Genomic DNA, 25,099 nt, shown 5'->3' with positions numbered 1-25,099 from the left:
TGATTCGGTTCTGTGATAGAGAGGAGTGCAGCCTATGAATACGTCGATGCCAACACTGGGTACAGGGTTGCATAAGACGCAACGGCAGAATAAGTGGTGGAGAAGAGCAATTCGGAATATATTGCTTGGCTTCTATGCGTTAGTAACGCTGTATCCATTATTCTGGATGTTTATGAGCGCGTTCAAGACGAACGCAGACTTTTTTGCCAATCCGTTTTCGCTGCCGGCTAGTTGGAATTGGAGCAACTTTGCTCGTGCATGGGAAGTATCTGGGATGGGCAAAGCAACGATGAACTCACTATTCGTGACCTTTGTATCGTTGGTGTTAACCTTGTTCTTCGGTGCGTTGACTGCCTATATCATCTCTAGGTTTGAGTTTAAGGGCAGAGGGATATTGTATAGCTTGTTGTTGCTTGGATTGTTAATCCCGATTCATAGCACGTTGGTTCCACTGTTTAGCATGATGAGTATGATGGGCATTTTTGATACTCATGCTGCACTTATTTTGCCTTATACCGCATTCGAGCTGCCGATTGCAGTGTTTATTATTACGGCTTACTTAGCAAATATACCACGGGAAATGGAAGAAGCAGCACTTGTTGATGGAGCAGGTTATACAGGAATATTTCTCCGTCTCATTCTCCCAATTACACTTCCCGCGTTGTCTACGGTAGCTATTTTAGGATTTCTTCGTTTTTGGAATGATTTTGCGTTCGCATTAGTTTTTATCAATGATCCTGATCTTAAGACATTGCCATTGAGCTTGTCCGTATTCGCTGATGGTTTTACGACAGACTATAGTTTAACGATGGCTGCATTATCGATGGCATCCTTGCCGACAATTATTGTGTACTTAATGTTCCAAGAACAAGTAATGAAGGGAATGGCAGCAGGAGCAGTTAAAGGATAACGGGAGCAACTAAATTAATTTACATGGAGTTAAACTGGATCTGTATAAAGAGCTGGACGTGCCTGAACGATGGCGACGTCCAGCTTTTGTATTTCATCAACAGGTATGGGGCATTTAATGGAACGCCTGAAGTTAGAACATCATTTGAGGCATGTATAGGAGGTCGAATAAACGAATGATAGACTAGGGGAAAGTCACTCTAGCGGGCTATCAAGTAGCTCCTTTATACATTAGTATGTTGCAATAAGTGTTGAAGCAGAAAGATCCTGTACGGAACGGTTAATATGAATCTCACATGGTAGTTTAACGGATTTAGGCGCCTGGTTGCGATTGCGAATACGTTCTAACAGCATTTGGATGCCTTGCTGCCCGAATTCGTAGGCGGGTTGGGATACGACGCTAAGGAATGGGTTGACCTGCTCAAGCATACCTAGATCATCATAACTGGCAACCGAAATTTGCTCTGGTACTTTTACGCCCTCTTCCTCCAATTTGTTCAGGACGCTCATTGCCAACATATTGTTCGCTGCAAAAATTGCAGTTGGACGCTTGTCCGGTTCAACTTGAAGCCAGTGTGATAAAGTGAATTGCTGCTTGTCGTGTACATAACTTGAACTCATCATATAATTTTCTTCAATCGGTAAACCAGCTTCTACAAGTGCATCCTCATAACCGAGTCGACGTTCTCTCGCTGTCGAGACATTTTCTAAACCGTTTACAAGAGCGATTCTACGATGCCCTCGCTTAATAAGTTCACGTACTAGCCGCTGGGCGCCTTTACGACTGTCACCAAGCACCGTGTCGCATGCGATACCAGGAACTTCACGATCCAGCAAGACGAATGGAACGTTTTGACGCTCAAGCCAGCGCAAATGCTCAATTGACATGTCATTACTTGGGGCGAATAATACGCCATCGACACGCATAGATAAGATCATTTCAACATATTGACGCTCTTTGTCTAGATTCTCATCACTATTACCAAACATAAGGCGATAGCCATATTTATGCGCCATATCTTCCGCACCACGTGCCATCATCGTAAAAAATGGATTCGAAATGTCTGTAATTAGCAGAGATAACACTTTGCTTTCTTGCGTGACGAGGCATCTTGCGACGGAGTTAGGGATGTAGTGCATTTCTTCCATGACTTGCTTGACCTTTGTACGAGTCTTCTCGCTCACGCGTCCTGTGTTATTGATGACACGAGATACTGTCATTGCTGATACGTTCGCTTGCTTTGCAATATCGTAGATAGTTGCCATGACGATTCTCCTACCCTTGTGGAATGATGCCTGAATTGTAAAGTTATACCGATTTTATTTTATTCCAACATTTCCATAAGGGCAAGAGGATTAAAGAAGGATGTTTATGATTAGATTAACATTTTTTTGTAGAACATTGTAGAATCCAGTTGTTTAGCTGCTCGCGAGACGGCATTCCAGCTTGTGCACCAAACTTCGTAACCGACATCGCTCCAGCTGCAGTTGCCCATTGCACCGCGTCTTGCAGGCTGCGTTGTTCCGCTAATGCGACAGCTAATGCACTGTTAAATGTGTCACCTGCACCGGTTGTATCAACAACGGTAACTTTGAATCCCGCGCTATGATGGATATGCCCAGACTCGTCTGCCCAATAGGCCCCATCCGCTCCTTTTGTCATAATGATGCGTGTCGGTGATTTGCTGAGTTTTGCTTGCCAATGCATATCGTCTGGATTTGAATTAGGCTGTGAACCAGTTACGATGTCCAATTCATGTTCATTTGGTGTAATCCAGCTCAATTGAGCAAGGAATGACTCGTCAAGATGAATCGCTGGTGCAGGATTTAGCATAATGGGCACCTGATGTTGATTAGCAATTGCGACAGCCTTCTCAACCGCTTCTTGAGGGATTTCCAGTTGAATAAGAACGAGATCAGATTGGGCAATGATCGACTCATATTCCAAAATGTATGCAGGAGTGACTTCTTCATTAGCCCCAGCTACGATAATGATTCGATTGTCTCCATCGGCAATGGTAATAGCTGCTATGCCGGATGTTTGATTGGGAATGATTCGAATGCCTTCCGTATTTATGCCTTCATTGCGAAGGTTATTTACCATCATAGTACCAAAAGCATCGTCACCGACGCAGCCAATCATGGTTACTTGAGCGCCGAGTCGAGCACAAGCGACAGCTTGATTGGCACCTTTGCCACCGCAAGTTGTTGCGAATCGTTCACCGTGAACAGTTTCACCTGCATTCGGCACATTAGAGGTTACCGTCACCAAGTCCATATTCAAGCTGCCAATCACCGTGATGCGAGGCTGTGACGTCATTTGTAGTTGTGTCATCTGAAAATTGTTGCTCCTTCCTGATTGCCATGCAGTAGTACTGTATCTAGAATACCAGAAACAGTCAAAGTTAGGTTACGAGATATTTATTTTTCCTTTGAATTATGATAACATGAAATATACTTACATTTTGTTAGCGATAAGGAGGGATGGTTTAGATGGAACACCAACCATTACTATGTCCAAGGTTCGAGGCTGCTTTTTGCATTCTAGGAAAACGTTGGAATGGATTGCTTATTCATGCACTTGTCTCAGGACCAAAACGCTTTAAAGATATTTCTACGCTTATTCCGACGATGAGCGACAAAATGTTGAGCGAACGTATGAAGGATCTAGAGACAGCAGGTATCATTGTACGTAATGTCTACCCAGAAACTCCGGTTCGTATTGAATATGAACTAACGGAGAAGGGGCGGGCATTGACGCCGGTTATGGAAGCTGTTTCGCAGTGGGCAATACAGTGGCTTGATGACCAGGAACTAACTCAGTCCGGATGCACTCCAAAGGATCACTCATAGTCATCAACATCGAATCGAGTACGCCTATATCTTACAGGTATAGCCAACAAGACCGTGGGAAACCCTTCGGTCTTATTTCTGTTTAGAGGCGCATCGTATAATGGACGGTAATGTATAAATTTAGGAACCGATATTCATTTGACGCGTATGTAAAGTTGGAAAGAGAGGTGAGTAATATTCAATCAAGTACAATTCAGCTGCATTATGTAGAATGGGATTCCGTCTTGTTGCAGGAGAAGGGGCTTGTCTCGAACTGGAAGGTAACACGTGACTATATGTTCGTATGCAAGCTTACGGATGCGGTCGTTATCCGTAATCGACTATGGGAGCATGTATCTCATGAGACGAATCTGTTGCAGCAGGCAGCTATTTATGTTATACCATTTGTCGGAATAAATATGAATGATTATCGGGCAGGAATCCAAGCCGTTATTTTTGATGGGCAGTGCAAGGTAGCGGAACAATTTAATGTCGAGTGGCATTTATGGCAGGATCAACGTTTTCACCTCCTATCTTCTTATCAACCTGAAGGAGCGTTGGATGCAGCTTCATTGCTGCTAGACCATTACGCCTTTGTGGATCAAAGAGAAGTGGAAATGTTGTTAACGGTGCTGGATACGGATCGGAATACCTTATTACTATTTGCGAAGCCAGCTTAGTCTAACAAGTGGATTCTGTTCGTATGTAGAAAAGCAAATGAGGAAAAGAGGAATTGAAATGAAAGAAGAAGGAGCAACGACAGCAAAGGCGAGGAAGAAGCGAGTTTGGGCTTATGCTTTGCTCGGCTGTATGCCGCTTGCCTTGACAGCTTGTGGCGATTCCGATGTGGAACCGACTGCCTATGAGGAATGTGAGTTTGAAAGGGAAAAAAACGGGCGCTGGGAAATTGACTGCGATGATGACGGCAGCAGCGGCGGCGGTAGTGGAAGCAGCGGTAGCAGTAGTAGCAACTGGTATGTCATGAATGGGTATAGTTCAAAGTCCTCTTATGCGAAAAAGGGCACGTCTTTTTATAACTCATATTCGGGTATCGGTAAAAGCGGCTATTCAAGCGGGGGATAGAGATGGATCGTAAAGAAGCTACCCGTATGCGACCGACAATGAGCTTACCGTTAACAGCGAGCGAGGCGTTTCACGCAGAGCGCTTGCAGCATGTTCCTTATGTTCGGATGCATCAGCAGGAATATTGTACAACGCATGCTATGCTTTACACGGAGGATGAAATGGCTGAGCTGAGCACGGCCTCAGAGCAGCTTCACGCTATTTTTATGAAATCACTCCGCCTTGCACAGGAAGAATTGCCGGATGAAATACTAGTACAGCAGTTAGGTATACCCGTTAAGCTTTTGGCAAGCGCACGCATACCCTTTACCTATAGCGGAATTGCACGACAAGACTGGATTAAAGGACCTGAGGGCTGGAAGTGTATCGAGAATAATGCGGATACACCGACAGGCATACCTGAGACAGCATACTTAGCCGAACAGTTGCTTGCAGATAGTCGCGCAGCTGTTCATTCGTATCAGACTCATTTACATAACCCATCAGTTGACTTAGAGCATCGCTTGCAGCAGGCCTTAGGAGAGATGCTGGAGCATTACCATGAACTAGGATTTGGAACGCGCGTCGTATGCAGCTCATTTGCGAATCACGAAGAAGACAGAGCCAATACGGTCTATTTGATGCGCCTTATGCAGGAGCTAGGATGGGACGTAGAGTATTGTCCACTTGAAGAGCTACGTGTGGAACCGATGCGTGGACTAATAGCCTATGATCGTCCTGTTGATATTTGGTACCGTTTATATCCATTGGAGTATTTGATGGATGATCTTGCCCCTGACGGCTATCCCGTTGGTGAAGCTGTATTAGAACTTGCGCAAGAAGGCCGGCTCGCTATAATAAACCCGCCTCAATCGATTATCCTGCAAAGCAAAGCGCTTCTGGCATTTGTATGGGCATGCTTCGAACATCATGATACTTTAAGCGAAGCAAGAGGAGAACGGCTTTATAGCGAGGAAGAACTTTCTGTGATTGATCGTTATTTGCTGCCAACGTATTTGAATGATACACCTTTCCGTGAACAACAGTTGCCGTATGTGCAAAAAAGCATCTGGGGACGTGAAGGGAAAGGAACGAGCATTTACGGGGAGGACGGGAAGCAATTCCAGACAGAAGATACGATCCGCAAGGTTGATTTATCGGAATGTACAGAAGAAGAGCAAGAAGAAGTAATACGTTATTATAACGATCAGCTCAAAATTTATCAGCAATATGTACCCATGGAAGCTGCTCAATTGGAGACGGACGAGGGCGTGATTGATGGCTTCGTACTAACGGGGGTCTACACACCGAATGGACGTTATGGAGGTGTATTGCCTAGATTGGGTGGGAGAATTACTGGAGATTTGGCACGCTATTGCCCAGCAGCTGTATGGAAGCGAGCTATTAAATAAATTGAACTGATGATATGAGGAGGAAAAGAAGTGAATTCATTTAATTCATTTTTAGTAGATTTGGGTAATGTAGGAATAGGGTTGTTGCTTCTTATCGTTATACTTTTGGTAGGTGCTTGGGTATTTAGTCGATTGACTCGTTTTGATGATAAAAAGGAAATCGAGAAGGGAAATGAAGCGGCTGGCATTTATATGGGCAGTAAACTGCTAGGGTTGTGTATTATTGTGGCCATGGTATCTTATTCGACAAGTGATTGGCTTATGATGTTGGCATGGTCAGCCGTTGGTATTCTTGTTCTTTGCCTTGTTTATTTACTTGTAGATAAGCTTCTTCCAGCATTCCGAGTATGTGAAGAGATCGAAAAAGGCAATGTCGCAGTTGCCCAATTGCTGCGCTGTATCATTATTGGTATCTCAGTTGTTGTAGGTACCATGTTAATGTAAGTGGGTAAGTTTGGTGTTTTATGCCTTCTTTTTACCGTTGTCAAGATGAAGCTAGCACCTTTATAATAATAGAATGGTACAGACAAAGAAGATGCTGTAAACACTACGATAGACAGGAGATTATCATGACTATTCATATCATCACGGATGGTAGCTCTGATTTGACACCGGAATTGGCTAGTAAGTTCGGAATACACATCGTTCCGTTGAATGTCCAATTCGGAGATGACATGTACACCTCAGACATGGAATCCAAGCTTTTTTACCAACGTATGAAGGAAGAGAGTGAGCTGCCGAAGACATCTAGTCCAGCACCAGCTGCCTTCTATAATATGTTCAAGTCTCTTGATGCCGATAAAGACATTTTTGTTCTATGCTTGTCTGCTACATTGAGCAGCACGTATAATCACGCTCTAATGGCAAAAGAAATGTATGAAGAAGAGGGCCATCCTAACAAGGTTGAAGTGATAGACACAAAGACAACTTCGATCGGTCTAGGATTGCTTGCTGTTCGCGCTACCATTATGGCCAAGGCAGGCGAAAGTCTTCAAGAAATGAAGGACACAATGAAGCAACTGGCCAAACAAACGAATACGTTCTTCTCCTTAGATACGTTGGAGAATGTCATTCGCGGTGGCCGCTTAAGCCGCTTGAAAGGCTCGGTAGCTTCGATGTTGAATATTAAGCTAGTTATGCGTGCTGCTGATGACGGATCTGTCGAAATGATGGAGAAAGTTCGCGGCACTCAGCGAGCGGTAAAGCGTCTTATTGATAAAGTAGAAGAAGCATGGCATCAGCATGCAGATCGTGAATGGATTGCGTTTGCTCATTCAAACTGCGAAGAGCGCGCTCGTGAATTCATGAATATGATTCAAGAAAACTATCCGTTCAACAATGTTCTGCTTGTGAACATGGGTGCTGTAATTGGAACGTATGCAGGTGAAGGTGGCTTGCTCGTTACCTTTTCACAATCGGATGCAGCAACGAACGAATAACTGGACGTAATCATTTATCCATAGAACCTCTTGCTCTTGTTCAGTCTAGGGGAGTAATGGCTGTTTCGAGCCTTTACTTGTCTTATTCTGTGGTAGGAGGCAAGAGGTTTTTTCGTTTACTCTGAATATCGTATACAAGTATAGAGAACACAAAACAGCTCCCGCAGTAGCGGAAGCTGTGAAAGAACTTCTCCGTAACCGAATTATGTAAATGGGTTACATATGAATCCCCGTATTTGCTTTGACGAGCACCTCATCAAACTTAGCGTCTCTATTTTTATCTTTATCCGCAGATCTAGTAGTCAGTATCGTACCAAGCCATGCTCCGATAAAGCCGAGTGGTATAGAGATAATGCCGGGATTGGTTAACGTAATCAGGGGTTCTCCGACGAAGATCGCTTTGCCTTCCGGTCCCCATACACTTGGACTAATCGCAACTAGGATGATAGCAGAGATCAATCCAGTCAACATACCTGTAATTGCTCCAGCTGTGTTGAACCTTCTCCAAAACACAGTAAACAGGATAACAGGAAGATTAGCGCTGGCCGCAACGGCAAATGCCAAGCCAACGAGGAAGGCTACATTCAGCTTCGAAGCAAGCAAAGCTAAAATGATCGATAATATAGACACCCCGATAGATGCCCAACGTGCTGCTGACATTTGCTCCTTTTCACTGGCTTTGCCTTTTCGAACGATATGATTGTAAAAGTCATGTGCGAAAGCAGATGCAGCGGATAGGACAAGACCTGTGACAACCGCTAATATCGTAGCGAAGGCGACTGCTGAAATAAGGGCAAAGAAGAAATCTCCACCAAGCTCACGAGCTAATAGAGGGGCAGCCATATTACCGCCTTTATCCGCTGCCGTAATCAGATCTGCTCCAACAAATGCAGCAGCACCAAATCCTAAAAAGATGGTCATGACATAAAAAAGACCGATTATCCATGTGGCGTATACGACCGATGAGCGGGCTGTGGGTGCATCTTTAACCGTAAAGAAACGAATAAGAATGTGAGGCAGGCCTGCAGTACCAAGCACGAGTCCTAAATTCAATGATAAGGTGTCTAAAGAATTCGTATACTTGTTGCCAGGATTTAAAAATTGCTCGCCGAGAGGAGTGGCTGTCTTCATCTCTTCGAACATTTTAATTAGATTAAAGTCGAACTTGGAGAATACGATCAAGGAGAGCAGGAATGTACCGCCCATCAAGAGAACGGCTTTAATAATTTGAACCCAAGAAGTAGCATGCATGCCGCCAAATACAACGTACAACGTCATAAGACAGCCTACAATGATAACCGACCACACATAGTCGATGCCAAGCAGGAGTTTGATAAGTGCGCCTGCACCAACGAGTTGGGCAATCATATAAAAGGTGGAAATCGTAATCGTATTGAGGGCAGCAACACCGCGTACTTTGTTGGCTTGGAAGCGTGCAGCTATCATATCAGCTAATGTGTATTTTCCTAGATTACGAAGTGGCTCTGCAACGAGGTATAAGACAACGAGATAAGCGACGAGGAATCCGATGGAGTAAAAGAAGCCGTCAAAGCCGACTAATGCAATCGAACCAGCGATCCCTAAGAAAGAAGCTGCTGACATATAGTCGCCTGCAATGGCGAGTCCATTTTGCCAGCCTGTTAGTCCACCACCCGCGGTGTAAAAGTCTGAAGCGGAGTTCGTTTTCTTAGAAGCAAAGTAGGTAATTACCATTGTAAGCAGTACAATGGCGCAAAATAGCAGGAAAGCGGTCATATTCATCCTCGTTCACCGCCCCATTCGTTTTTCAATTGCTGTACATCCTGATCAAAACGGGCAGCACGATGGGCATAGATCATACAGAGCGCCCACGTCATAATGAATTGAGCAAAGGCAAACACCCATGCCCATGTGATGGGTCCCAACGCAGATTGATTCAATACAGTTGTGTAGGAAGTGAGGATAGGAAGTGTGAAGTAAAAGGCGAAAAAAAATAAGGTCATTGGCAAAATAAATTTCTTCTTGCTTCGCATGAGAGACTTAAACTGCGTGGATTGAGCGATCTCAGCATAATTAATATCGGGTTTCATAAATGTAGTTAACCTCCTGTCTATACCTATGTTTATTATCGTTAGGTGTAGTTCTTGGTGGTTATATCTATTTGTTTTCAGTAAGCGCTTTCACCTCCTTTTCCGAGTATAAGGAAAGTTCATAATTATGTCAAATTTATTACAATAAGTGGAATATTGCAGATTTGTAGTAAGTTTTATCCGATACTGCATTATGCTATGATGAATAGGGAGTATTTCATGTATGAAACTTGATTTATTACTTACAGACTAGGGCTGTTAACCAGAAAGATTTATGAACGGAGGAACAAGGATGTATCGCATCATGATTGTGGAGGACGATGATAAGATTGCTTCCATACTTCAATCATCGTTAGAGAAATATAATTATTTGGTAACGAGAGCTACTAATTTTAAAGCGTTAAAGGAAGATCTGATTGCTATACAACCAGATCTTATTTTGCTTGATATTCATCTGCCGGCTTATGACGGTTTCTATTGGTGCAGACAATTTCGTACCGTTACAAATGCTCCTATTATTTTCGTATCCGCTCGTGCGGGCGAGATGGATCAAGTCATGGCGATCGAAAATGGTGGGGATGATTATATTACGAAGCCATTCCATTTAGATATCCTGTTGGCTAAAGTGAAAAGCGTGCTTCGTCGTACCTATGGCGAGTATGCTGCTGTAAGTGCTAGCAATGGTGAGGAATTAAATCTGAATGGCTTGCTGCTTCATCGTACGAAAAATACGTTGGAATGGCAGAGCAAGCGTGTGGATTTGACTAAAAATGAGTCCCTCTTACTTGGCTGTCTCATGGAAAAGGTGGATACGATTGTGTCGCGAGACACGTTGCTTGAAGCATTGTGGGACGATGTAGATTTCGTGGATGACAATACGTTGACAGTCAATGTTACTCGTGTTCGCAAGAAGATGGAGGAACTTGGTTTGCACAAAGTGATTGAAACGATTCGTGGGCAAGGTTATCGCTTATTGACGGGTTGGGATGAAGACGGTGTAGTCGAATGAGCTTTTGGAAGTATGTAAAGGATCGGTTCCTGCTTATTTTTGCATGGCTGCTATCCCTTGTTATGTCGCTAATCGTTGTTCATTTTGATATTCAAATTGGTGCGCGTACGATTCGTCACAGCAGTCTTGTATACGTATTCGTACTCGGGGTATTTATTGTCGGTGTGGGGATTATTTATGACTATTTGCGGCAGCGGGAATGGTACAAAGAAATCAACTATGCTCGTATGCATGAAAATGACAATGAGTTCTCTTTATGTTTACAGCATCCCGTAACCGAAGAACAGCAGGTCATGTACCAGCTGATGCAGCGTCAATACAGCGCATTTATGGATCAAATTATGCTAATGAGGCAGCAGCGCGAGCAGCATGTGCATTTTACGAATCAATGGGTGCACCATATGAAGACGCCTGTATCGGTGCTTCATTTGATTACACAGCAGCCTGCGCAGCGGATGGATGAAGAAGAAGCTCGTTTGTTATTGGCAAATGTAAGCGAAGAGACAGACCGCCTTACAGGGGGCTTGGAACTCATGTTACATACGGCTCGATTGGATAAGTTTGAACTTGATCTTCATGTTTCACAAGTACCGCTGCACGAAAATATAAGACAAGTCATTAATCAACATAAGAAGATGTTTATTCGCTACCGCATTTTCCCGAAAGTTATAGGTGAAGATAGACGCGTAGAGAGTGACAGCAAGTGGCTGAATTTTATTGTGACTCAGCTTGTGACGAATGCAATCAAGTATTCGAAGGATAAAGAAGGATCTAAGTCGTTGAATTTCGAAATCGAAGAGAACGATGAGACCGTGTGGTTGCATGTGCTTGACGAAGGAATTGGCATTGCACCACATGATATCCCGCGTGTATTTGAACCTTTCTTTACAGGTGAGAACGGGCGTAAAGAAGGAGATGCAACCGGAATGGGGCTTTATTTGGTGAAGCAGGTTTGCAATCGACTGGGTCATAGAATACAAATTACATCCGAAATCGGGAGCGGAACGAAAGTCAGTATCGGATTTGAATCACACACGATTCACAAAGGATACTTTTAAGTCGATGAACATGTACGTGAAAGAAGGAGCAAATCAATGACGACAGTTTTGAAGGTCGAACAGATAACAAAAATATATGCTTCTAGAGGAAAGATGACCTATACAGCGTTGAACGATATAAATATGCAGGCTGAGCAGGGAGAATTTGTTGGTATTATGGGGCCGTCTGGCAGTGGCAAGACAACGCTACTTAACATTTTAGCAACAATCGATAAGCCGACTGCGGGACGTATTTCTATTAATGGTCATAATCCGTTAAAAATGTCCAACAAGGATCTGTCGAAGTTTCGTCGTCGAGAACTGGGATATGTATTCCAAGATTTTAATCTGATCGATTCATTATCGATTAAAGAAAATATCATTCTCCCACTGGCGCTGGACAAGGTATCAAGTAGTGAAATTGAGCGTCGAGTGCAATTTGTGGCGAATCGCCTTGGCATTGAAGATATATTGGATAAACGAACGTATGAAATATCTGGTGGACAGAAACAGCGCACCGCGATTGCCCGTGCGGTTATTCATGAACCGTCCTTATTACTTGCAGACGAGTTAACAGGAAATTTGGACTCAAGGGCTGCCAAGTCGGTCATGGATGCTTTAGAGCAGTTGAATACTGAACTTGGGACAACCGTGCTTGTCGTTACCCATGATCCGTTTACAGCAAGCTATTGCAAGCGCATTTTGTTTATTAAAGATGGAAAGCTATTTACAGAAATAAGACGTGGTTCAAGCAGGTCAGCCTTTTTCCAACAAATTCTTGATACATTGAGCTTGTTGGGAGGTAATTTCGATGACGTTCCGAGCACTCGCCTTTCGTAATATGGTTTCCAATTGGCACCGATACAGTGCTTATTTTTTGAGTTGTGTTTTCTCGGTTGCTATCTTTTTTCTATACGCAGCATATATGAATCATCCAGAGCTAATTAAAGTACAAGGACAGCTTAGTGAATTCGGTCAACAGATCGTTTTGATTTGTACCTTTCTTATTTTTGGATTCTCCTTTTTCTTCGTGCTGTACTCTTCGTCAGCATTTGTTCGCTCGCGCCAAAAAGAAGTAGGATTATTTTCCTTGTTCGGGATGTCGAAGTGGCAGCTGAGACTGATGTTTGTGTATGAAAATGTATTTATAGCGGTTACGTCTATAGCAGTGGGAATTGGTATAGGGACAATACTGCTAAAGTTGTTCTTTTTGAGCATGTCTTACTATATGATTTTGGAATCACCCCTGCCCTTTTATTTTCCAGTTCATGCAGCACTATTTACAGCAGTTGCCTACTTGGCCTTGTTTGGACTCATTACCTTGTGGACACTGCGAAAGGTAGGCAGACGGCAGTTAATTGATCTGATTCGTTCTGATAAAGGAAAAGATCAGAAGCTTCGCTTTTCTTGGCTGTTAGGCTTATTGGCGATTTGCAGCTTACTATATAGTTATTTTTTAGCTTGGCATACGGATCTGTACAATATTACATCCAATACGTTGCCAATATTTGCACTTGCTATAGCGGGTACATACTTTTTGTACACACAGTTCAGCATTGTAATCGTCCGGCTATTAAAGATGAATCGACGTTGGTACTATAATGGAACGAACTTGCTGAATATATCCCGTGCAGCGTATCGCGTGAGAGAAAATGCGCGTGTACTATTCAATATATCCATATTGGTTGCTGTTGTATTAACTTCTTCTGCATCTGTATATGCATTGGACCGAACTATGTATCAATTCATACGTACCTCGCATCCGTTTGCGTTTACGATGCTGGAGGTTCATGATCGCCCGTTTCTATTAACGCTTGATCAAGTTGAGACAGTGGCAGAACAATACAATCATAAAATTACGTCTGTGAAATCGGTACAAATGATAGAAGGGACAACAAAGAGCATCAGTGGGCATTTGGAAAGTGTAACTCTTGTTCGTCAATCTGACATGAATAGTGTGTTAGAAACGATAAATGGAAGGAAGCTGCCCCCTACAGAAACAGGCGCGTATTGGATTGACCAAAGTACACAAGAGTTGTTTCAGGGAGGTCGAACACATTATCCTGACAAGCTTGAGGTAAAGCTGGAGGGTCTTGATAAACCAATCGAATATAATATCCAGAGAAAAATCGATATCACTCTTGTCCCTACAAGGTATGCGAGTGGAGATGTTCTTGCTGTTCCTGAGCAACATTGGGAACAATTAAATAAGCAGGTAGCACCTAAGCTAGTGAGCAAAGTAATGATGATCGACTGGACCAATTGGGAACAATCGTATCAGCTAGTGAAGGAGTTAGGGCGATTGGCGGATGCTCCAAATACGTACTATTTGACGAGCCGAATTGGGGATAACTATGAGATTCAGCAAACATCCTCGCTCGGATTTTTTATCGGGATCTTCATTAGCTTGTTATTCTTTGTAGCCAGCGGCAGCATCATTTACTTTAAAATGTTTAATGATTTGCAAGAAGATAAATTGTATTATCAATCGCTTGTGCGAATTGGTCTGTCCATTCAGGAAATAAAGCGTGTTGTTAATGTGCAGGTTGGCATTATCTTCTTCCTGCCGTGCATGATAGGAAGTCTGCATACGATTTTTGCGATGAAGACGCTGAGTAATATAACAAATGTAAATGCGCTGAGCTATGGATTGACCATCGTGCTTATATTTATCGTCATGCAAGCACTCTATTTTTTAGCTTCAAGAAAAACATACTTGCGAATCATTTTGCAGGGAATTGAAAGATAAACTCTTCCTTGCATGGTTGCTTGGAATTACACAAGAAGGTGTATTAATCAGGAGAAAATTGAACCTGAGACGGATTGTAACGGGTTTGAAACTTTTTTGTCCAACATTTCGTGCATAATATAGTCAATAAGAGGCAGGCTTGGTGACTCGTAAGCCGGAAAGTGAGAGGATACTATGAGAACACCACAACAACATAAGAGAAAGACTGGATGGATATGCTGCTTATTGGCTCTGTTTGTAATGGGCTGTTCGACAGAAGCAAACGTTGCCGAATATACATCTCGATCTTCTCAACAGGTACAGAGCAGTGAAACAAGCAAACCACAAGTTGAACTTGTTATAGATGGCGGCACCTACGTACCTAATGTGAAGGACCGCGTTCAAATAGACTGGTATGAGAAATTAACGCTTAGAGAAGCATTGTTGAGTACAGGCAAGATCAAGATGAATGAAGATGGAGCGGGAATCGCTTCTGTTGTAGATGTTGGATTGGATTCCAAGACGAAATGGAGCGTTATGCTTAACGATAAAGAGATTACAGCTCGCCAATCGTACGACTCTGTTATATCCCTGAACGATAAAATAACGGTATATGCGAAGAAGTTGGATGTGGGTACCAGTGGTTCTACTGAGCCAAGTGTAACATTGACGATAGACGGTGGTGCCGAACTGAATGAAGTATCCAATTCATATCTTATTCCATGGAAGCAATCGGATACATTAGCAGGTGTATTTGCAGAATTTGATTTGGTAAAGCTGTCTGAAGACAAGCAGCGTATTGTCCAGTTTGGCAAGCATGAACTTGATGAGAAGTACAAGGTGAATCTGAAAGTAAATGGCGAACAAGTGCAAAATAAAGACGTTTTAAATATGACTATTAATGCGAACGATCACATTATCCTAGAATTGAAGCCGAAAACAAGCTCATAGTGATGTTATATGTAAGAACCTCCAAGTTCCACGGATTTCGTGGAGCATGGAGGTTCTTTAGGTTATGTTAGGATCGTATGATTAGATACGGCAAATCGCTTTTGGGCACATTTCACAATGACATACTTCTTGCAGGTGCTCCAACTCACGAATGATAATCATGCCGTTATCATATTCAAGCACGTTCTTTTTGCGCAAATCACTTAACATGCGATTGACACTTTCCCTAGTAGCACCAATCATATTTGAAAGATCTGTATGTGTAACTTTTTTATTAATGAGGATGCCGCCGTCTTTTAAATCTTCCCCGTACGTATTGGATAGTCGAATTAAGGTGGAACAAAGTGCTCCAGGCTTACCATACAGCATCAAGTCCCTTACCTTTGTTTGCGTGAGACGATGGTGAAGACTCATCCATTTCATAAAATCAAGCGAAAAGTCGCAATGTTGGCAGATAACGAGTTCTAAATCACGCTGCTCGATAACAGCAACTTCACATTCCTCCAGCACTTCTGCTGTAAAGCTGTGTTTACTTGCATGGAAGGGATCGACTTGACCTACAATATCCCCAGCATGATACATATAAAGGATGAGTTCTTTTCCTTCATCTGTTGTTTTCGTAACCTTGACGCGACCACTTTTCAGAAAATACAATTTATCGGCCGTATCACCTTCCCAGAACAAATGAGATCCTTCTGGATAGTTACGTTCTTTAGCTATTTCCATTAATCGCTCTCTGTTCTGTTCTGAGAAACACATAATGTTGCTATGCTCGTCGTAAGGGGTTGTCATGGTCATATCGTCCACTCCGTTCTATAAAATGTCTATGTGTAAGAGGGTATAGGTATATAAATAAATTACAGCAATATAACTTTGTGACATCTTTCACTATATCTTATGATACTTCTATATTGGACGTTCCCGTTAGTATTGTCAATTTAAACAACAATTAAAATTTCAAATATTTTATTAAATGAAGTGATATTCATTACTTTGACATAGTTTAGATATATGTATTTTCTGTGATATTGCTGGCGTTGTAAAGTGCTGACAGGATGTAATAGTACTTGTGTAAAATTATACTATTTTTTATGGTTTTGTAGGTGTGATATAGATCACATCCAAGCAAAGAAAGATGAGGTACACTTTAATTGTGAAATGATTCACAAACAAAATAAGGTAACCGTCCTGGATCGATAAAGTATCTCCCTTACTTGTCTCGACTTCAGGCATGAATTCAAATATGGAGGCGGAGAACGATGTCAACAAAAGCTGATGTGAAACAAATTGCAGATAAAAAAGGAACTCCAACTGTAGAAGCGCATATTCAACAACTGATTGATCGTGCTAAAAAAGCACATACAACATTTATGAATATGAACCAAGAGCAAGTGGACCTCGTTGTACGTCAAATGGCATTGGCAGGCTTGGATCGTCATATGGAATTGGCGAAATTAGCTGTAGAAGAAACGGGCCGTGGCGTATACGAAGACAAGATCACGAAAAATATTTTTGCTACCGAATATATCTACAATCACATCAAGTATACAAAGACAGTCGGCGTCATCGAAGACAATGCGTATGAAAGCTGTATAAAAATAGCTGAGCCAGTTGGCATTGTGATGGGGGTAACTCCTGTAACCAACCCAACTTCGACGACAATGTTCAAAGCGTTAATCTCCATCAAAACTCGTAATCCAATTATATTTGCCTTCCATCCGTCAGCTCAACGTTGCAGTGCAGAGGCGGCGAAAACACTGGCAGAAGCTGCAGTGAAATATGGCGCGCCAGAGCACTGTATACAATGGATCGAGCTTCCTTCGATGGAAGCGACAAATGCATTGATGAACCATCCAGATGTGGCGCTCATACTTGCAACAGGCGGTTCAGGCATGGTTCGCGCAGCGTACAGCGCGGGTAAGCCGGCACTTGGTGTTGGTCCTGGTAACGTGCCATGCTTTATTGAGAAGACAGCTAACCTGGAACAGGCTGTAACTGATTTAATATTATCGAAGACGTTCGACAACGGCATGATTTGTGCTTCCGAGCAGGCTGTCATTATCGAAGAACCTATATATAAAGAAGTGAAGCAATTACTTCAAAAATACGGATGTTATTTCACGAATAAAGAAGAGACGGCTAAACTTCAGGCGATGGCAATTAAAAGCGAAACTTGTGCGGTCAATCCAACCATCGTGGGTCAGTCTGCTGCGAAGATTGCTGAGCTTGCTGGATTGAATGTACCTGCAAACACGAAAATACTCATCGCCGAAATCGATGGCGTAGGACCTAAATTCCCGCTGTCTGCTGAGAAGCTTAGTCCCATTTTAGCTTGCTATAAAGTGAAGACGGCTGAAGAAGGTATCAATCGTGCAGCTGAAATAGTAGCATTCGGCGGGATGGGTCACTCTTCCGTCATTCATTCCAACGATGATGAAGTCATTGCCAAGTTCGGCGATCGCTTGCAAACAGGTCGCATATTAGTCAATGCACCATCTACACATGGAGCAATTGGTGACTTGTACAACACAAACATTCCATCATTGACACTTGGCTGCGGTTCTTATGGCCGCAACTCGACTTCGAATAACGTTACGGCAGTCAACTTAATCAATATTAAACGGGTGGCGAAGCGTACAGTGAATATGCAGTGGTTCAAAGTGCCGAATAAGATTTATTTCGAAAAAGGAGCTACTCAATACCTTGCGAAAATGCAGGATATTAGCCGTGTATTGATTGTAACGGATGAAATGATGGTGAAGCTCGGTTATGTGGAAAAGGTAGAGCATTATCTTCGTCAACGTCGTAATCCGGTTGCCATCGAAGTATTCTCTGACGTGGAGCCAGACCCATCTACAGTAACGGTTCGTAAAGGTACGGAATTAATGACACAATTCAAGCCAGACTGCATCATTGCACTTGGTGGGGGTTCTCCAATGGATGCTGCCAAGGCGATGTGGCTGTTCTATGAATATCCAGATACAGATTTCAACAACTTGAAACAGAAGTTCCTAGATATTCGCAAGCGCACATATAAATACCCACGGCTAGGTCAAAAGGCGAAGTTCGTAGCCATTCCGACAACATCGGGTACGGGATCGGAAGTAACCTCGTTTGCCGTTATTACGGATAAGGAGCACGGCAATACGAAGTATCCGTTGGCTGATTATGAATTGACACCTGACGTAGCGATTGTCGACCCTGAGTTTGTATACTCTCTTCCTCGCGTAGCCGTTGGGGATACAGGAATGGACGTGCTGACACATGCAATTGAAGCTTATGTGTCTGTCATGGCGAATGATTATACAGACGGATTAGCGATAAAAGCAATTCAGCTTGTGTTTGAGTATTTGGTCAAATCGGCTAATGAGGCTTGTCCGCTTGCACGTGAGAAAATGCATAATGCATCTACTATCGCAGGTATGGCATTTGCCAACGCATTCCTAGGCGTTAACCATAGCTTGGCTCATAAATGGGGGGCAGAGTATCATACAGCGCATGGACGCACAAATGCGATATTAATGCCGCACGTCATCCGTTACAATGCGAAAATGCCGACGAAGTTCGCGTCGTTCCCGAAATACGACCACTTTGTGGCAGATAAGCGCTATGCTGAGATTGCTCGAATTCTCGGATTGCCAGCAAGCACAACGGAAGAGGGAGTGAACAGCTTAATTGAAGCCATTCGTGATTTGAATCGCCAGCTTGGTATCCCAGAGAGCTTCCAAGCAATTGGATTTGATGCGAAAGAGTTCGAAGCAAAAGTGGACTATTTGGCTGACCGTGCATTCGAAGACCAATGTACGACGGCAAATCCGAAGCTTCCGCTCGTAACGGAACTCGCAGATGTGTATCGAAATGCTTTCTATGGTCGCTTCTAAGTAAGGAACAGGGAGACAGCAGGGTGTAAAGTTCTGCTGTCTTTTATTTTTCAATGAGACGACGATCATAGCTAGTTGGTTCTGTGCATAACAAACAGCAAATACGTTTTGTAATAGAAAGTAAGAAGGAAGAAAAACAATAACATTGTGATATAAATCACATAATAACTTTGTGAAAAGTATTACAATAAAGCCATAGCAAATCGCTTACAGCATAAGCAGGATGTAAATAGAAAACCTACTAATTTGGAGGGATTCAGATGTCGGTAGCTGAAAAAGATTTGAAAGCAGCAGAAACAGTTCAACCATGGCGTGGATTTACAACAGGTAAATGGGGCAGAGAAGTTAACGTAAATGACTTCATCGAGTATAATATTGCGCCTTATCACGGAGATGAATCCTTTTTACAAGGTGCCACGCAAAATACGAAAGAACTATGGGATATTGTCAGCAAACTATCTAAAGAAGAGCGTGAACACGGTGGCGTTTGGGATGTCGATGTAAATACACCTTCTTCTATCGTATCGCATCAACCTGGATATTTGGATAAAGTGAAGGAAAAAGTAGTTGGAGTACAAACAGATGCTCCATTCCGTCGTGCGATTCAACCATTTGGCGGAATCAAGATGATGATCGATGCTTGTAAAGCTTACGGCTTTGAAATGCCGCAAGAAGTCATTGATATCTTTACGAACATCCGCAAGACACATAACCAAGGCGTATTCGATGCTTATACTTCTGAAATGCGCTTAGCTCGCAAATCGGGTGTCATTACGGGCTTGCCTGATGCATACGGACGCGGCCGGATTATCGGTGACTATCGTCGTCCAGCCTTGTATGGCGTAGATTTTCTAATCAAACAGAAGAAGCAGGATCTGCTGAATCTCGAATTGGATGCATTGGATCAAGATACGATTCGTGACCGTGAGGAAATATCGGAACAGATTCGCGCATTGGGCGAATTGAAGCAGCTTGCTGAAATGCATGGCTTTGATATGTCGAAGCCAGCAACGAATGCTACAGAGGCATTCCAATGGTTGTACTTTGCTTACTTAGCAGCGATTAAAGAACAGAACGGTGCAGCGATGTCGCTTGGACGCGTGTCCTCGTTCCTTGATATCTATATTGAGCGTGATTTAAAAGAAGGTACACTAACGGAAGAAGAGGCGCAAGAGCTCGTTGACCATTTCGTTATGAAACTGCGTATCGTGAAGTTCCTTCGTACCCCTGATTATAATGAATTATTCTCAGGTGACCCAACTTGGGTAACGGAATCAATCGGCGGTATGGCGATGAACGGTACGACCCGCGTAACGAAGAACAGTTTCCGTTTCTTGCACACACTATATAACTTAGGACCTGCACCAGAACCAAACTTAACGGTACTTTGGTCGGAGCAGCTTCCTGAAGCATTCAAAAAATATTGTGCAAAAGCTTCGATTGAAACAAGCTCTATCCAGTATGAGAATGATGACTTAATGCGTCCATTCTTCGGTGATGATTATGGTATTGCATGCTGTGTATCCGCGATGAAGATTGGTAAGCAGATGCAATTTTTCGGAGCTCGTGCCAACTTAGCGAAAGCAATGTTGTACGCGATTAACGGTGGTAGAGATGAGAAGCTTGGCATTCAGGTTGGTCCTGAGCTTCCTCCGATTACGAGTGAGTATTTGAACTATGATGAAGTGATGAAACGCCTTAAGCAAATGATGGAGTGGCTTGCGAAACTGTATATGAATACGTTGAACGTCATCCATTACATGCATGATAAATACGCATATGAGCGTATCGAAATGGCCCTGCATGACCGTGAAATTTTGCGCACGATGGCATGTGGTATAGCGGGATTATCGGTTGCGGCAGATTCCTTAAGTGCGATTAAACATGCGAAAGTAAAACCAATTCGCAATGAACAAGGCATCGCGATCGACTTCGAAGTAGAAGGCGAATATCCTTGCTACGGTAATAATGATGACCGTGTCGATAGCATTGCTATCGAATTGGTTGAATCGTTCATGAACATGATTCGCAAGCACAAAGCTTACCGCAATGCACTGCCAACTCAGTCGGTGCTAACTATTACATCGAATGTCGTTTATGGTAAGAAAACAGGCACGACACCAGACGGCCGTAAGGCAGGCGAACCGTTCGCACCAGGTGCGAACCCAATGCATGGTCGTGATAAGAAAGGTGCGTTAGCATCCCTTAACTCGGTTGCGAAACTGCCATATGAACACAGCTTGGATGGCATCTCGAATACGTTCTCGATAGTACCGAAGGCACTGGGCAAAGATATGGATGGTCGCAAGTCTAACTTAGTAGCGATGTTGGATGGATACTTTGGACGCGGTGCGCATCACTTAAATGTGAACGTGTTCGACCGTGAGCAGCTTATGGATGCGATGGAGCACCCAGAGAACTATCCGCAGCTAACCATTCGTGTATCTGGATATGCGGTTAACTTCATTAAATTAACTCGTGAGCAGCAAATGGATGTTATTAATCGAACGTTCCATGGCTCCATGTAATAGAGTGATTGAGTAAAGTCAGAAGGAACAGGGCAGGGCGCAAGCAGTCGGAATAAACGAACCGTCTCGGTCGTGAACCTGACGGTTGCGCCCTTTTTGTCAATAAAAAGAGACTTGAATGCGAGTTGCTTGCTCAAGAGGGAAAGGGATGAATCGCAGATGAACGCACGAGTACACTCAATTGAAACGTTTGGGACTGTAGATGGACCTGGGATTCGCTTCGTTTTATTTTTGCAAGGCTGTGCTCTTCAATGCCAATACTGCCATAACCGTGATACTTGGGACCTATCTGGCGGCAAGGCTATGACTATAGATGAGGTGTTGAGTGAAATTGAGCCTTACTTAAGCTATTACAGGTCCTCTAATGGTGGATTGACTGTAACAGGAGGGGAGCCGACGTTGCAAGCTCCGTTTGTCACCGAACTGTTTCGTGAAGTAAAAAAACGGTGGAATCTCCACACGACGCTAGATACAAACGGCGTCAATGATGTAAAAAAGCTCAAGGATCTTTATGAGGTGACCGATCTCGTCCTGCTCGATATAAAGCATATCGACAATAAAAAACATATGGACTTAACGGCTGTATCGAATGCAAGGACACTAGAAACGGCTCGCTGGCTGTCGGAAAACGATAAGAAAATGTGGATCCGCCATGTTTTCGTTCCAACGAAATGTGATGATGAAAAGGATTTACTGGATTTGGGACGATTTATTGGGTCGTTGAATGGTGTAGAGAAGTTTGAGCTGCTTCCTTATCATCAAATGGGGACGTTCAAGTGGGAAGAATTAGGGTTGAATTATCCGCTAGCAGGAGTGGCTTCTCCAACAGATCAAGAAGTGGAACGAGCTGTTCAGCTTATTGAGAAGGGGAGACAAGGTAATGAACCTGATTCAGAAACAGATAGAATGTATCCATCTGTTTCGTAGACATAGAAATCATAAAGAAACTAGGCGCAGCTCTTGTCGAGAAAGGGTTGCGCTGTTTACAATTTCCGCCACAAGGTGTATGATTATATGAAGATTTTATCCTGTTTTTGTAGAAATATATCCCTTTCGTAACGTGACCAAACCGTCATATAATCACATTTAACTATAGACCTCATGAATGTTTACTCTCACAATTTCTTACTCTCAAATAACATTTACTTCTGAATTTTTCTATCTCGGTTGCCCTTCTTAAATTGCTATCTTCACACGACACATAATTTTAAAGCGCTTACTTTATCGAATGATCTATATATTCTTTTCTCTTCAATCACGGGCAGGGATGTGTTATACGCTCGTGATATCCAGCTAGTCTTTCCAATGCTATGGATGATGATGTTGACGGTTATCGAGTCATGATCATTTTTATCATGTGCTGAGCCTAATTCTAATACGACCATATGGAGGAGCTTACATGATCCGAGTAAATCGTGTGGAAGTGACGAGAGAAGACTTCGAACAAATCTTGATCAACGTTAGTCAACAACAAGCAATGGAGCATGTTAGTGGGAAAGTGTTAGCGCTTTGCATTTCTGATCCAACTCACCTGCTTGCCTGTATCCATTATGTTCGCAGTCAACATGGCTCAATACTGCTTATACATGGAGAAACACCGCAACAGCAAGCCATTCAGCTTGCTCAACAAGCGGGATGTCATGGTTTACTATGGGGCAATTATGATACCTATATCCCAGTAGATCCTTCTGCTTCACTTCAAGAAGATGCATTTCTTTATCAGTATAGTTCGGGAACAACAGGCGATGCGAAGCTGATTAAACGCAGATGGACACATATTGATACAGAAATAGCTGCGTATAACCAAGCACTAGGTGGGGATGAAGAGGAAGTTCCTATTGTACTTGTACCCATGTCTCATTCTTATGGTCTGATATGTGGTGTGCTTGCCTCTTTGGCAAGAGGAGCCACACCTATCCTAATTACAAACCGGAATCCCAAACTAACATGGAGTATCATTCGTGAGAATCCAAAGCACATCGTTTACGGAATTCCCTCACTATACCATGTACTACTTGGTTTCAGTTCGGAAACGACGAGCATGGATCGTGTTATGAGTTCTGGTGCACCGATGTCGGATTCGCTATTGGGTCAGCTTCAAGCTCGTGCAAATTATGTGATGCAGCAATACGGTTGTTCTGAGACAGGCTGTATCAGTCTATCACAGCAAGTAAGCTCCAGCAGCGATGTGGGAACACCATTGCATCATCTACAGGTGCAAACAGGTGACAGTGCTAACAATCGGACTGAGATCGAGATTGTTGCTGGTGAATCGACACATAGCACTAAAGATATAGGGTTCTGGAGTCCTGATAGGCAGCTGCAAGTAATAGGGCGTATTGACGATGTAATCAATGTGTCAGGTCTTAAAGTTTTTCCTCAGGAAGTAGAGTCGATGATAAGTATGTTGCCTGAGGTCAATGAAGCTGTTGTTTACCGAGGCATCCATCCGATTATAGGTGAATGTGTACAGGCACAGGTTGTGTTGCGAGCGCCATTAGAAGTAAAGGCGATTCGAGATTGGTGCATACAAAACTTGCCGCCGTACAAAGTTCCTGCCGAAATCGAGATTGTTGATGAAATACGCAAGATGCCATCGGGTAAAATATCACGAAGATTACTAGAACAAGGGGGTAGCTAGCATGCAAATTTCAATATTAGAACAGCTCCAGCAACTGATGGTAGACAAGCTTAAGCTGCAAGATGTCCCAGAGTTGAACCCAGCAATGCATCTACATGATGATCTAGGTATTGATTCTGTAATGTTACTGCAATTGATTGTCCATATTGAAGAAGACTTATCTTTGATTGTTCCAGAAGATGAGCTTGATCCTTCTATATTTGTGACAGTCGAATCACTTGTTGCGTTTATAAACACGCTAGAGCCGCGAACTGTTCACGTTAGCCATTCATGATTTATTAACAAGGCTTCATTATTTATTTCAATATATAATGCTTTATACATGAGGAGGAGTTAATATGCAAAAGCAGGAAATCGTTCAGTTTTTAATGGAGAGAGTAAAGGCGATGTCAACTAAGCCGCAAGCTGTGGAGACGATGACAGAAGCAACGGAAATTAGCAGACTAGGCATAGATTCAGTAACGCTTATTAACCTAGTCGTAGAGATTGAGCAAAAATTCGATATTTTCCTAGAAGATGATGAAATGACGGTAGAGCGTTTTAATTCTGTCCGAGACATTGCGGCGTTGATTTCTGAAAAAATCTCGGTTAGTAGTTAATC

Annotated in this window: 23 protein-coding genes; 18 read left to right on the top strand and 5 right to left on the bottom strand. The window is 43.0% G+C overall.

Features of this window, described 5'->3' with window-relative positions; all coding sequences use genetic code 11:
- Nucleotides 1-34 precede the first annotated feature (34 nt).
- Nucleotides 35-910 (top strand): carbohydrate ABC transporter permease, encoded by an 876-nt coding sequence (locus NQ117_RS05955; RefSeq protein WP_258277062.1) that lies wholly within the window; start codon nt 35-37, stop codon nt 908-910.
- Between the two features lie 230 nt (nt 911-1,140).
- On the opposite strand, the gene NQ117_RS05950 is transcribed toward NQ117_RS05955, so the two are convergent.
- Both NQ117_RS05950 and rbsK read right to left on the bottom strand, forming a co-directional pair.
- Nucleotides 1,141-2,175 carry a LacI family DNA-binding transcriptional regulator gene (locus NQ117_RS05950; protein ID WP_258277061.1) on the bottom strand — a complete coding sequence of 345 codons (1,035 nt, stop codon included), beginning with the start codon at nt 2,173-2,175 and terminating at the stop codon, nt 1,141-1,143.
- A gap of 115 nt (nt 2,176-2,290) precedes the next feature.
- Entirely contained in the window at nt 2,291-3,244 is a 954-nt protein-coding gene (gene rbsK, locus NQ117_RS05945) for a ribokinase (protein ID WP_258277060.1), read from the bottom strand.
- A gap of 158 nt (nt 3,245-3,402) precedes the next feature.
- Here rbsK and NQ117_RS05940 point away from each other — a divergent pair, with 158 nt between their 5' ends.
- From NQ117_RS05940 to NQ117_RS05915, 6 genes are all read left to right on the top strand, one after another.
- Nucleotides 3,403-3,762: a winged helix-turn-helix transcriptional regulator gene (locus NQ117_RS05940; protein WP_258277059.1), complete on the top strand. Its 360-nt coding sequence runs from the start codon at nt 3,403-3,405 to the stop codon at nt 3,760-3,762.
- A 167-nt stretch (nt 3,763-3,929) separates the two neighbouring features.
- Nucleotides 3,930-4,421 (top strand): hypothetical protein, encoded by a 492-nt coding sequence (locus tag NQ117_RS05935; RefSeq protein ID WP_258277058.1) that lies wholly within the window; start codon nt 3,930-3,932, stop codon nt 4,419-4,421.
- A gap of 58 nt (nt 4,422-4,479) precedes the next feature.
- On the top strand, nt 4,480-4,824 hold the full coding sequence (locus NQ117_RS05930; RefSeq protein WP_258277057.1) for a hypothetical protein: 345 nt from the start codon (nt 4,480-4,482) through the stop codon (nt 4,822-4,824).
- A 2-nt stretch (nt 4,825-4,826) separates the two neighbouring features.
- Nucleotides 4,827-6,215, top strand: a complete 1,389-nt coding sequence (locus NQ117_RS05925; protein WP_258277056.1) for a glutathionylspermidine synthase family protein — start codon at nt 4,827-4,829, stop codon at nt 6,213-6,215.
- Nucleotides 6,216-6,245: 30 nt separating this feature from the next.
- The gene (locus tag NQ117_RS05920) at nt 6,246-6,659 is read left to right on the top strand and encodes a DUF350 domain-containing protein (RefSeq protein ID WP_258277055.1); all 414 of its coding nucleotides are present in this window, start codon (nt 6,246-6,248) and stop codon (nt 6,657-6,659) included.
- A gap of 125 nt (nt 6,660-6,784) precedes the next feature.
- Nucleotides 6,785-7,654, top strand: coding sequence for a DegV family protein (locus tag NQ117_RS05915; RefSeq protein WP_258277054.1), 870 nt, complete (start codon nt 6,785-6,787; stop codon nt 7,652-7,654).
- 216 nt (nt 7,655-7,870) lie between these two features.
- Here NQ117_RS05915 and NQ117_RS05910 read toward each other — a convergent pair whose 3' ends face one another.
- Both NQ117_RS05910 and NQ117_RS05905 read right to left on the bottom strand, forming a co-directional pair.
- Nucleotides 7,871-9,415 (bottom strand): solute symporter family protein, encoded by a 1,545-nt coding sequence (locus tag NQ117_RS05910; RefSeq protein WP_258277053.1) that lies wholly within the window; start codon nt 9,413-9,415, stop codon nt 7,871-7,873.
- Nucleotides 9,412-9,723 (bottom strand): DUF485 domain-containing protein, encoded by a 312-nt coding sequence (locus tag NQ117_RS05905; RefSeq protein WP_258277052.1) that lies wholly within the window; start codon nt 9,721-9,723, stop codon nt 9,412-9,414. Before NQ117_RS05905 ends, NQ117_RS05910 begins: the two co-directional genes overlap by 4 nt.
- 292 nt (nt 9,724-10,015) lie before the next feature.
- Between NQ117_RS05905 and NQ117_RS05900 the strand changes: the two genes are divergently transcribed.
- The 5 genes from NQ117_RS05900 (at nt 10,016) to NQ117_RS05880 (ending at nt 15,448) form a co-directional block, all read left to right on the top strand.
- Nucleotides 10,016-10,732, top strand: coding sequence for a response regulator transcription factor (locus tag NQ117_RS05900; protein ID WP_258277051.1), 717 nt, complete (start codon nt 10,016-10,018; stop codon nt 10,730-10,732).
- Nucleotides 10,729-11,790, top strand: a complete 1,062-nt coding sequence (locus NQ117_RS05895) for a sensor histidine kinase (protein WP_258277050.1) — start codon at nt 10,729-10,731, stop codon at nt 11,788-11,790. The genes NQ117_RS05900 and NQ117_RS05895 overlap by 4 nt, the downstream gene beginning before the upstream one ends.
- Nucleotides 11,791-11,826: 36 nt before the next feature.
- Nucleotides 11,827-12,609 carry an ABC transporter ATP-binding protein gene (locus tag NQ117_RS05890; RefSeq protein ID WP_258277049.1) on the top strand — a complete coding sequence of 261 codons (783 nt, stop codon included), beginning with the start codon at nt 11,827-11,829 and terminating at the stop codon, nt 12,607-12,609.
- Nucleotides 12,581-14,518, top strand: a complete 1,938-nt coding sequence (locus NQ117_RS05885) for an ABC transporter permease (RefSeq protein WP_258277048.1) — start codon at nt 12,581-12,583, stop codon at nt 14,516-14,518. Before NQ117_RS05890 ends, NQ117_RS05885 begins: the two co-directional genes overlap by 29 nt.
- 174 nt (nt 14,519-14,692) lie before the next feature.
- Nucleotides 14,693-15,448 (top strand): hypothetical protein, encoded by a 756-nt coding sequence (locus tag NQ117_RS05880; protein WP_258277047.1) that lies wholly within the window; start codon nt 14,693-14,695, stop codon nt 15,446-15,448.
- 81 nt (nt 15,449-15,529) lie between these two features.
- On the opposite strand, the gene NQ117_RS05875 is transcribed toward NQ117_RS05880, so the two are convergent.
- Nucleotides 15,530-16,246 carry a Crp/Fnr family transcriptional regulator gene (locus NQ117_RS05875; protein ID WP_258277046.1) on the bottom strand — a complete coding sequence of 239 codons (717 nt, stop codon included), beginning with the start codon at nt 16,244-16,246 and terminating at the stop codon, nt 15,530-15,532.
- A 461-nt stretch (nt 16,247-16,707) separates the two neighbouring features.
- On the opposite strand from NQ117_RS05875, the gene adhE reads away from it, so the two are divergent.
- The 6 genes from adhE to NQ117_RS05845 all read left to right on the top strand — a co-directional run bounded on the left by adhE (nt 16,708) and on the right by NQ117_RS05845 (nt 25,097).
- Nucleotides 16,708-19,329 carry a bifunctional acetaldehyde-CoA/alcohol dehydrogenase gene (adhE, locus tag NQ117_RS05870; protein WP_258277045.1) on the top strand — a complete coding sequence of 874 codons (2,622 nt, stop codon included), beginning with the start codon at nt 16,708-16,710 and terminating at the stop codon, nt 19,327-19,329.
- A gap of 260 nt (nt 19,330-19,589) precedes the next feature.
- Nucleotides 19,590-21,857 carry a formate C-acetyltransferase gene (pflB, locus tag NQ117_RS05865; protein WP_258277044.1) on the top strand — a complete coding sequence of 756 codons (2,268 nt, stop codon included), beginning with the start codon at nt 19,590-19,592 and terminating at the stop codon, nt 21,855-21,857.
- Between the two features lie 159 nt (nt 21,858-22,016).
- Entirely contained in the window at nt 22,017-22,784 is a 768-nt protein-coding gene (pflA, locus tag NQ117_RS05860) for a pyruvate formate-lyase-activating protein (RefSeq protein WP_258277043.1), read from the top strand.
- Between the two features lie 472 nt (nt 22,785-23,256).
- Entirely contained in the window at nt 23,257-24,498 is a 1,242-nt protein-coding gene (locus NQ117_RS05855) for an AMP-binding protein (RefSeq protein ID WP_258277042.1), read from the top strand.
- 1 nt (nt 24,499) lies between these two features.
- Nucleotides 24,500-24,772 (top strand): phosphopantetheine-binding protein, encoded by a 273-nt coding sequence (locus NQ117_RS05850; protein WP_258277041.1) that lies wholly within the window; start codon nt 24,500-24,502, stop codon nt 24,770-24,772.
- Between the two features lie 64 nt (nt 24,773-24,836).
- The gene (locus NQ117_RS05845; RefSeq protein ID WP_258277040.1) at nt 24,837-25,097 is read left to right on the top strand and encodes an acyl carrier protein; all 261 of its coding nucleotides are present in this window, start codon (nt 24,837-24,839) and stop codon (nt 25,095-25,097) included.
- The last annotated feature ends 2 nt before the right edge of the window (nt 25,098-25,099 follow it).

This window comes from Paenibacillus sp. SC116 (assembly GCF_024733555.1).
Taxonomy (GTDB): Bacteria; Bacillota; Bacilli; order Paenibacillales; family Paenibacillaceae; genus Paenibacillus_B.
Note: the sequence above shows the minus strand (reverse complement) of the source record. Positions and strands in the feature narration are given on the sequence as shown.

What these genes read in the sequence shown, in the direction of transcription:
- NQ117_RS05955 (WP_258277062.1), top strand. Translation starts at nt 35, where the DNA reads ATGAATACGTCGATGCCAACACTGGGTACAGGGTTGCATAAGACGCAA.
- NQ117_RS05950 (WP_258277061.1), bottom strand. Translation starts at nt 2,175, where the DNA reads ATGGCAACTATCTACGATATTGCAAAGCAAGCGAACGTATCAGCAATG.
- rbsK (WP_258277060.1), bottom strand. Translation starts at nt 3,244, where the DNA reads ATGACACAACTACAAATGACGTCACAGCCTCGCATCACGGTGATTGGC.
- NQ117_RS05940 (WP_258277059.1), top strand. Translation starts at nt 3,403, where the DNA reads ATGGAACACCAACCATTACTATGTCCAAGGTTCGAGGCTGCTTTTTGC.
- NQ117_RS05930 (WP_258277057.1), top strand. Translation starts at nt 4,480, where the DNA reads ATGAAAGAAGAAGGAGCAACGACAGCAAAGGCGAGGAAGAAGCGAGTT.
- NQ117_RS05925 (WP_258277056.1), top strand. Translation starts at nt 4,827, where the DNA reads ATGGATCGTAAAGAAGCTACCCGTATGCGACCGACAATGAGCTTACCG.
- NQ117_RS05915 (WP_258277054.1), top strand. Translation starts at nt 6,785, where the DNA reads ATGACTATTCATATCATCACGGATGGTAGCTCTGATTTGACACCGGAA.
- NQ117_RS05910 (WP_258277053.1), bottom strand. Translation starts at nt 9,415, where the DNA reads ATGAATATGACCGCTTTCCTGCTATTTTGCGCCATTGTACTGCTTACA.
- NQ117_RS05905 (WP_258277052.1), bottom strand. Translation starts at nt 9,723, where the DNA reads ATGAAACCCGATATTAATTATGCTGAGATCGCTCAATCCACGCAGTTT.
- NQ117_RS05900 (WP_258277051.1), top strand. Translation starts at nt 10,016, where the DNA reads ATGTATCGCATCATGATTGTGGAGGACGATGATAAGATTGCTTCCATA.
- NQ117_RS05895 (WP_258277050.1), top strand. Translation starts at nt 10,729, where the DNA reads ATGAGCTTTTGGAAGTATGTAAAGGATCGGTTCCTGCTTATTTTTGCA.
- NQ117_RS05890 (WP_258277049.1), top strand. Translation starts at nt 11,827, where the DNA reads ATGACGACAGTTTTGAAGGTCGAACAGATAACAAAAATATATGCTTCT.
- NQ117_RS05885 (WP_258277048.1), top strand. Translation starts at nt 12,581, where the DNA reads ATGACGTTCCGAGCACTCGCCTTTCGTAATATGGTTTCCAATTGGCAC.
- NQ117_RS05880 (WP_258277047.1), top strand. Translation starts at nt 14,693, where the DNA reads ATGAGAACACCACAACAACATAAGAGAAAGACTGGATGGATATGCTGC.
- NQ117_RS05875 (WP_258277046.1), bottom strand. Translation starts at nt 16,246, where the DNA reads ATGACCATGACAACCCCTTACGACGAGCATAGCAACATTATGTGTTTC.
- adhE (WP_258277045.1), top strand. Translation starts at nt 16,708, where the DNA reads ATGTCAACAAAAGCTGATGTGAAACAAATTGCAGATAAAAAAGGAACT.
- pflB (WP_258277044.1), top strand. Translation starts at nt 19,590, where the DNA reads ATGTCGGTAGCTGAAAAAGATTTGAAAGCAGCAGAAACAGTTCAACCA.
- pflA (WP_258277043.1), top strand. Translation starts at nt 22,017, where the DNA reads ATGAACGCACGAGTACACTCAATTGAAACGTTTGGGACTGTAGATGGA.
- NQ117_RS05855 (WP_258277042.1), top strand. Translation starts at nt 23,257, where the DNA reads ATGATCCGAGTAAATCGTGTGGAAGTGACGAGAGAAGACTTCGAACAA.
- NQ117_RS05850 (WP_258277041.1), top strand. Translation starts at nt 24,500, where the DNA reads ATGCAAATTTCAATATTAGAACAGCTCCAGCAACTGATGGTAGACAAG.
- NQ117_RS05845 (WP_258277040.1), top strand. Translation starts at nt 24,837, where the DNA reads ATGCAAAAGCAGGAAATCGTTCAGTTTTTAATGGAGAGAGTAAAGGCG.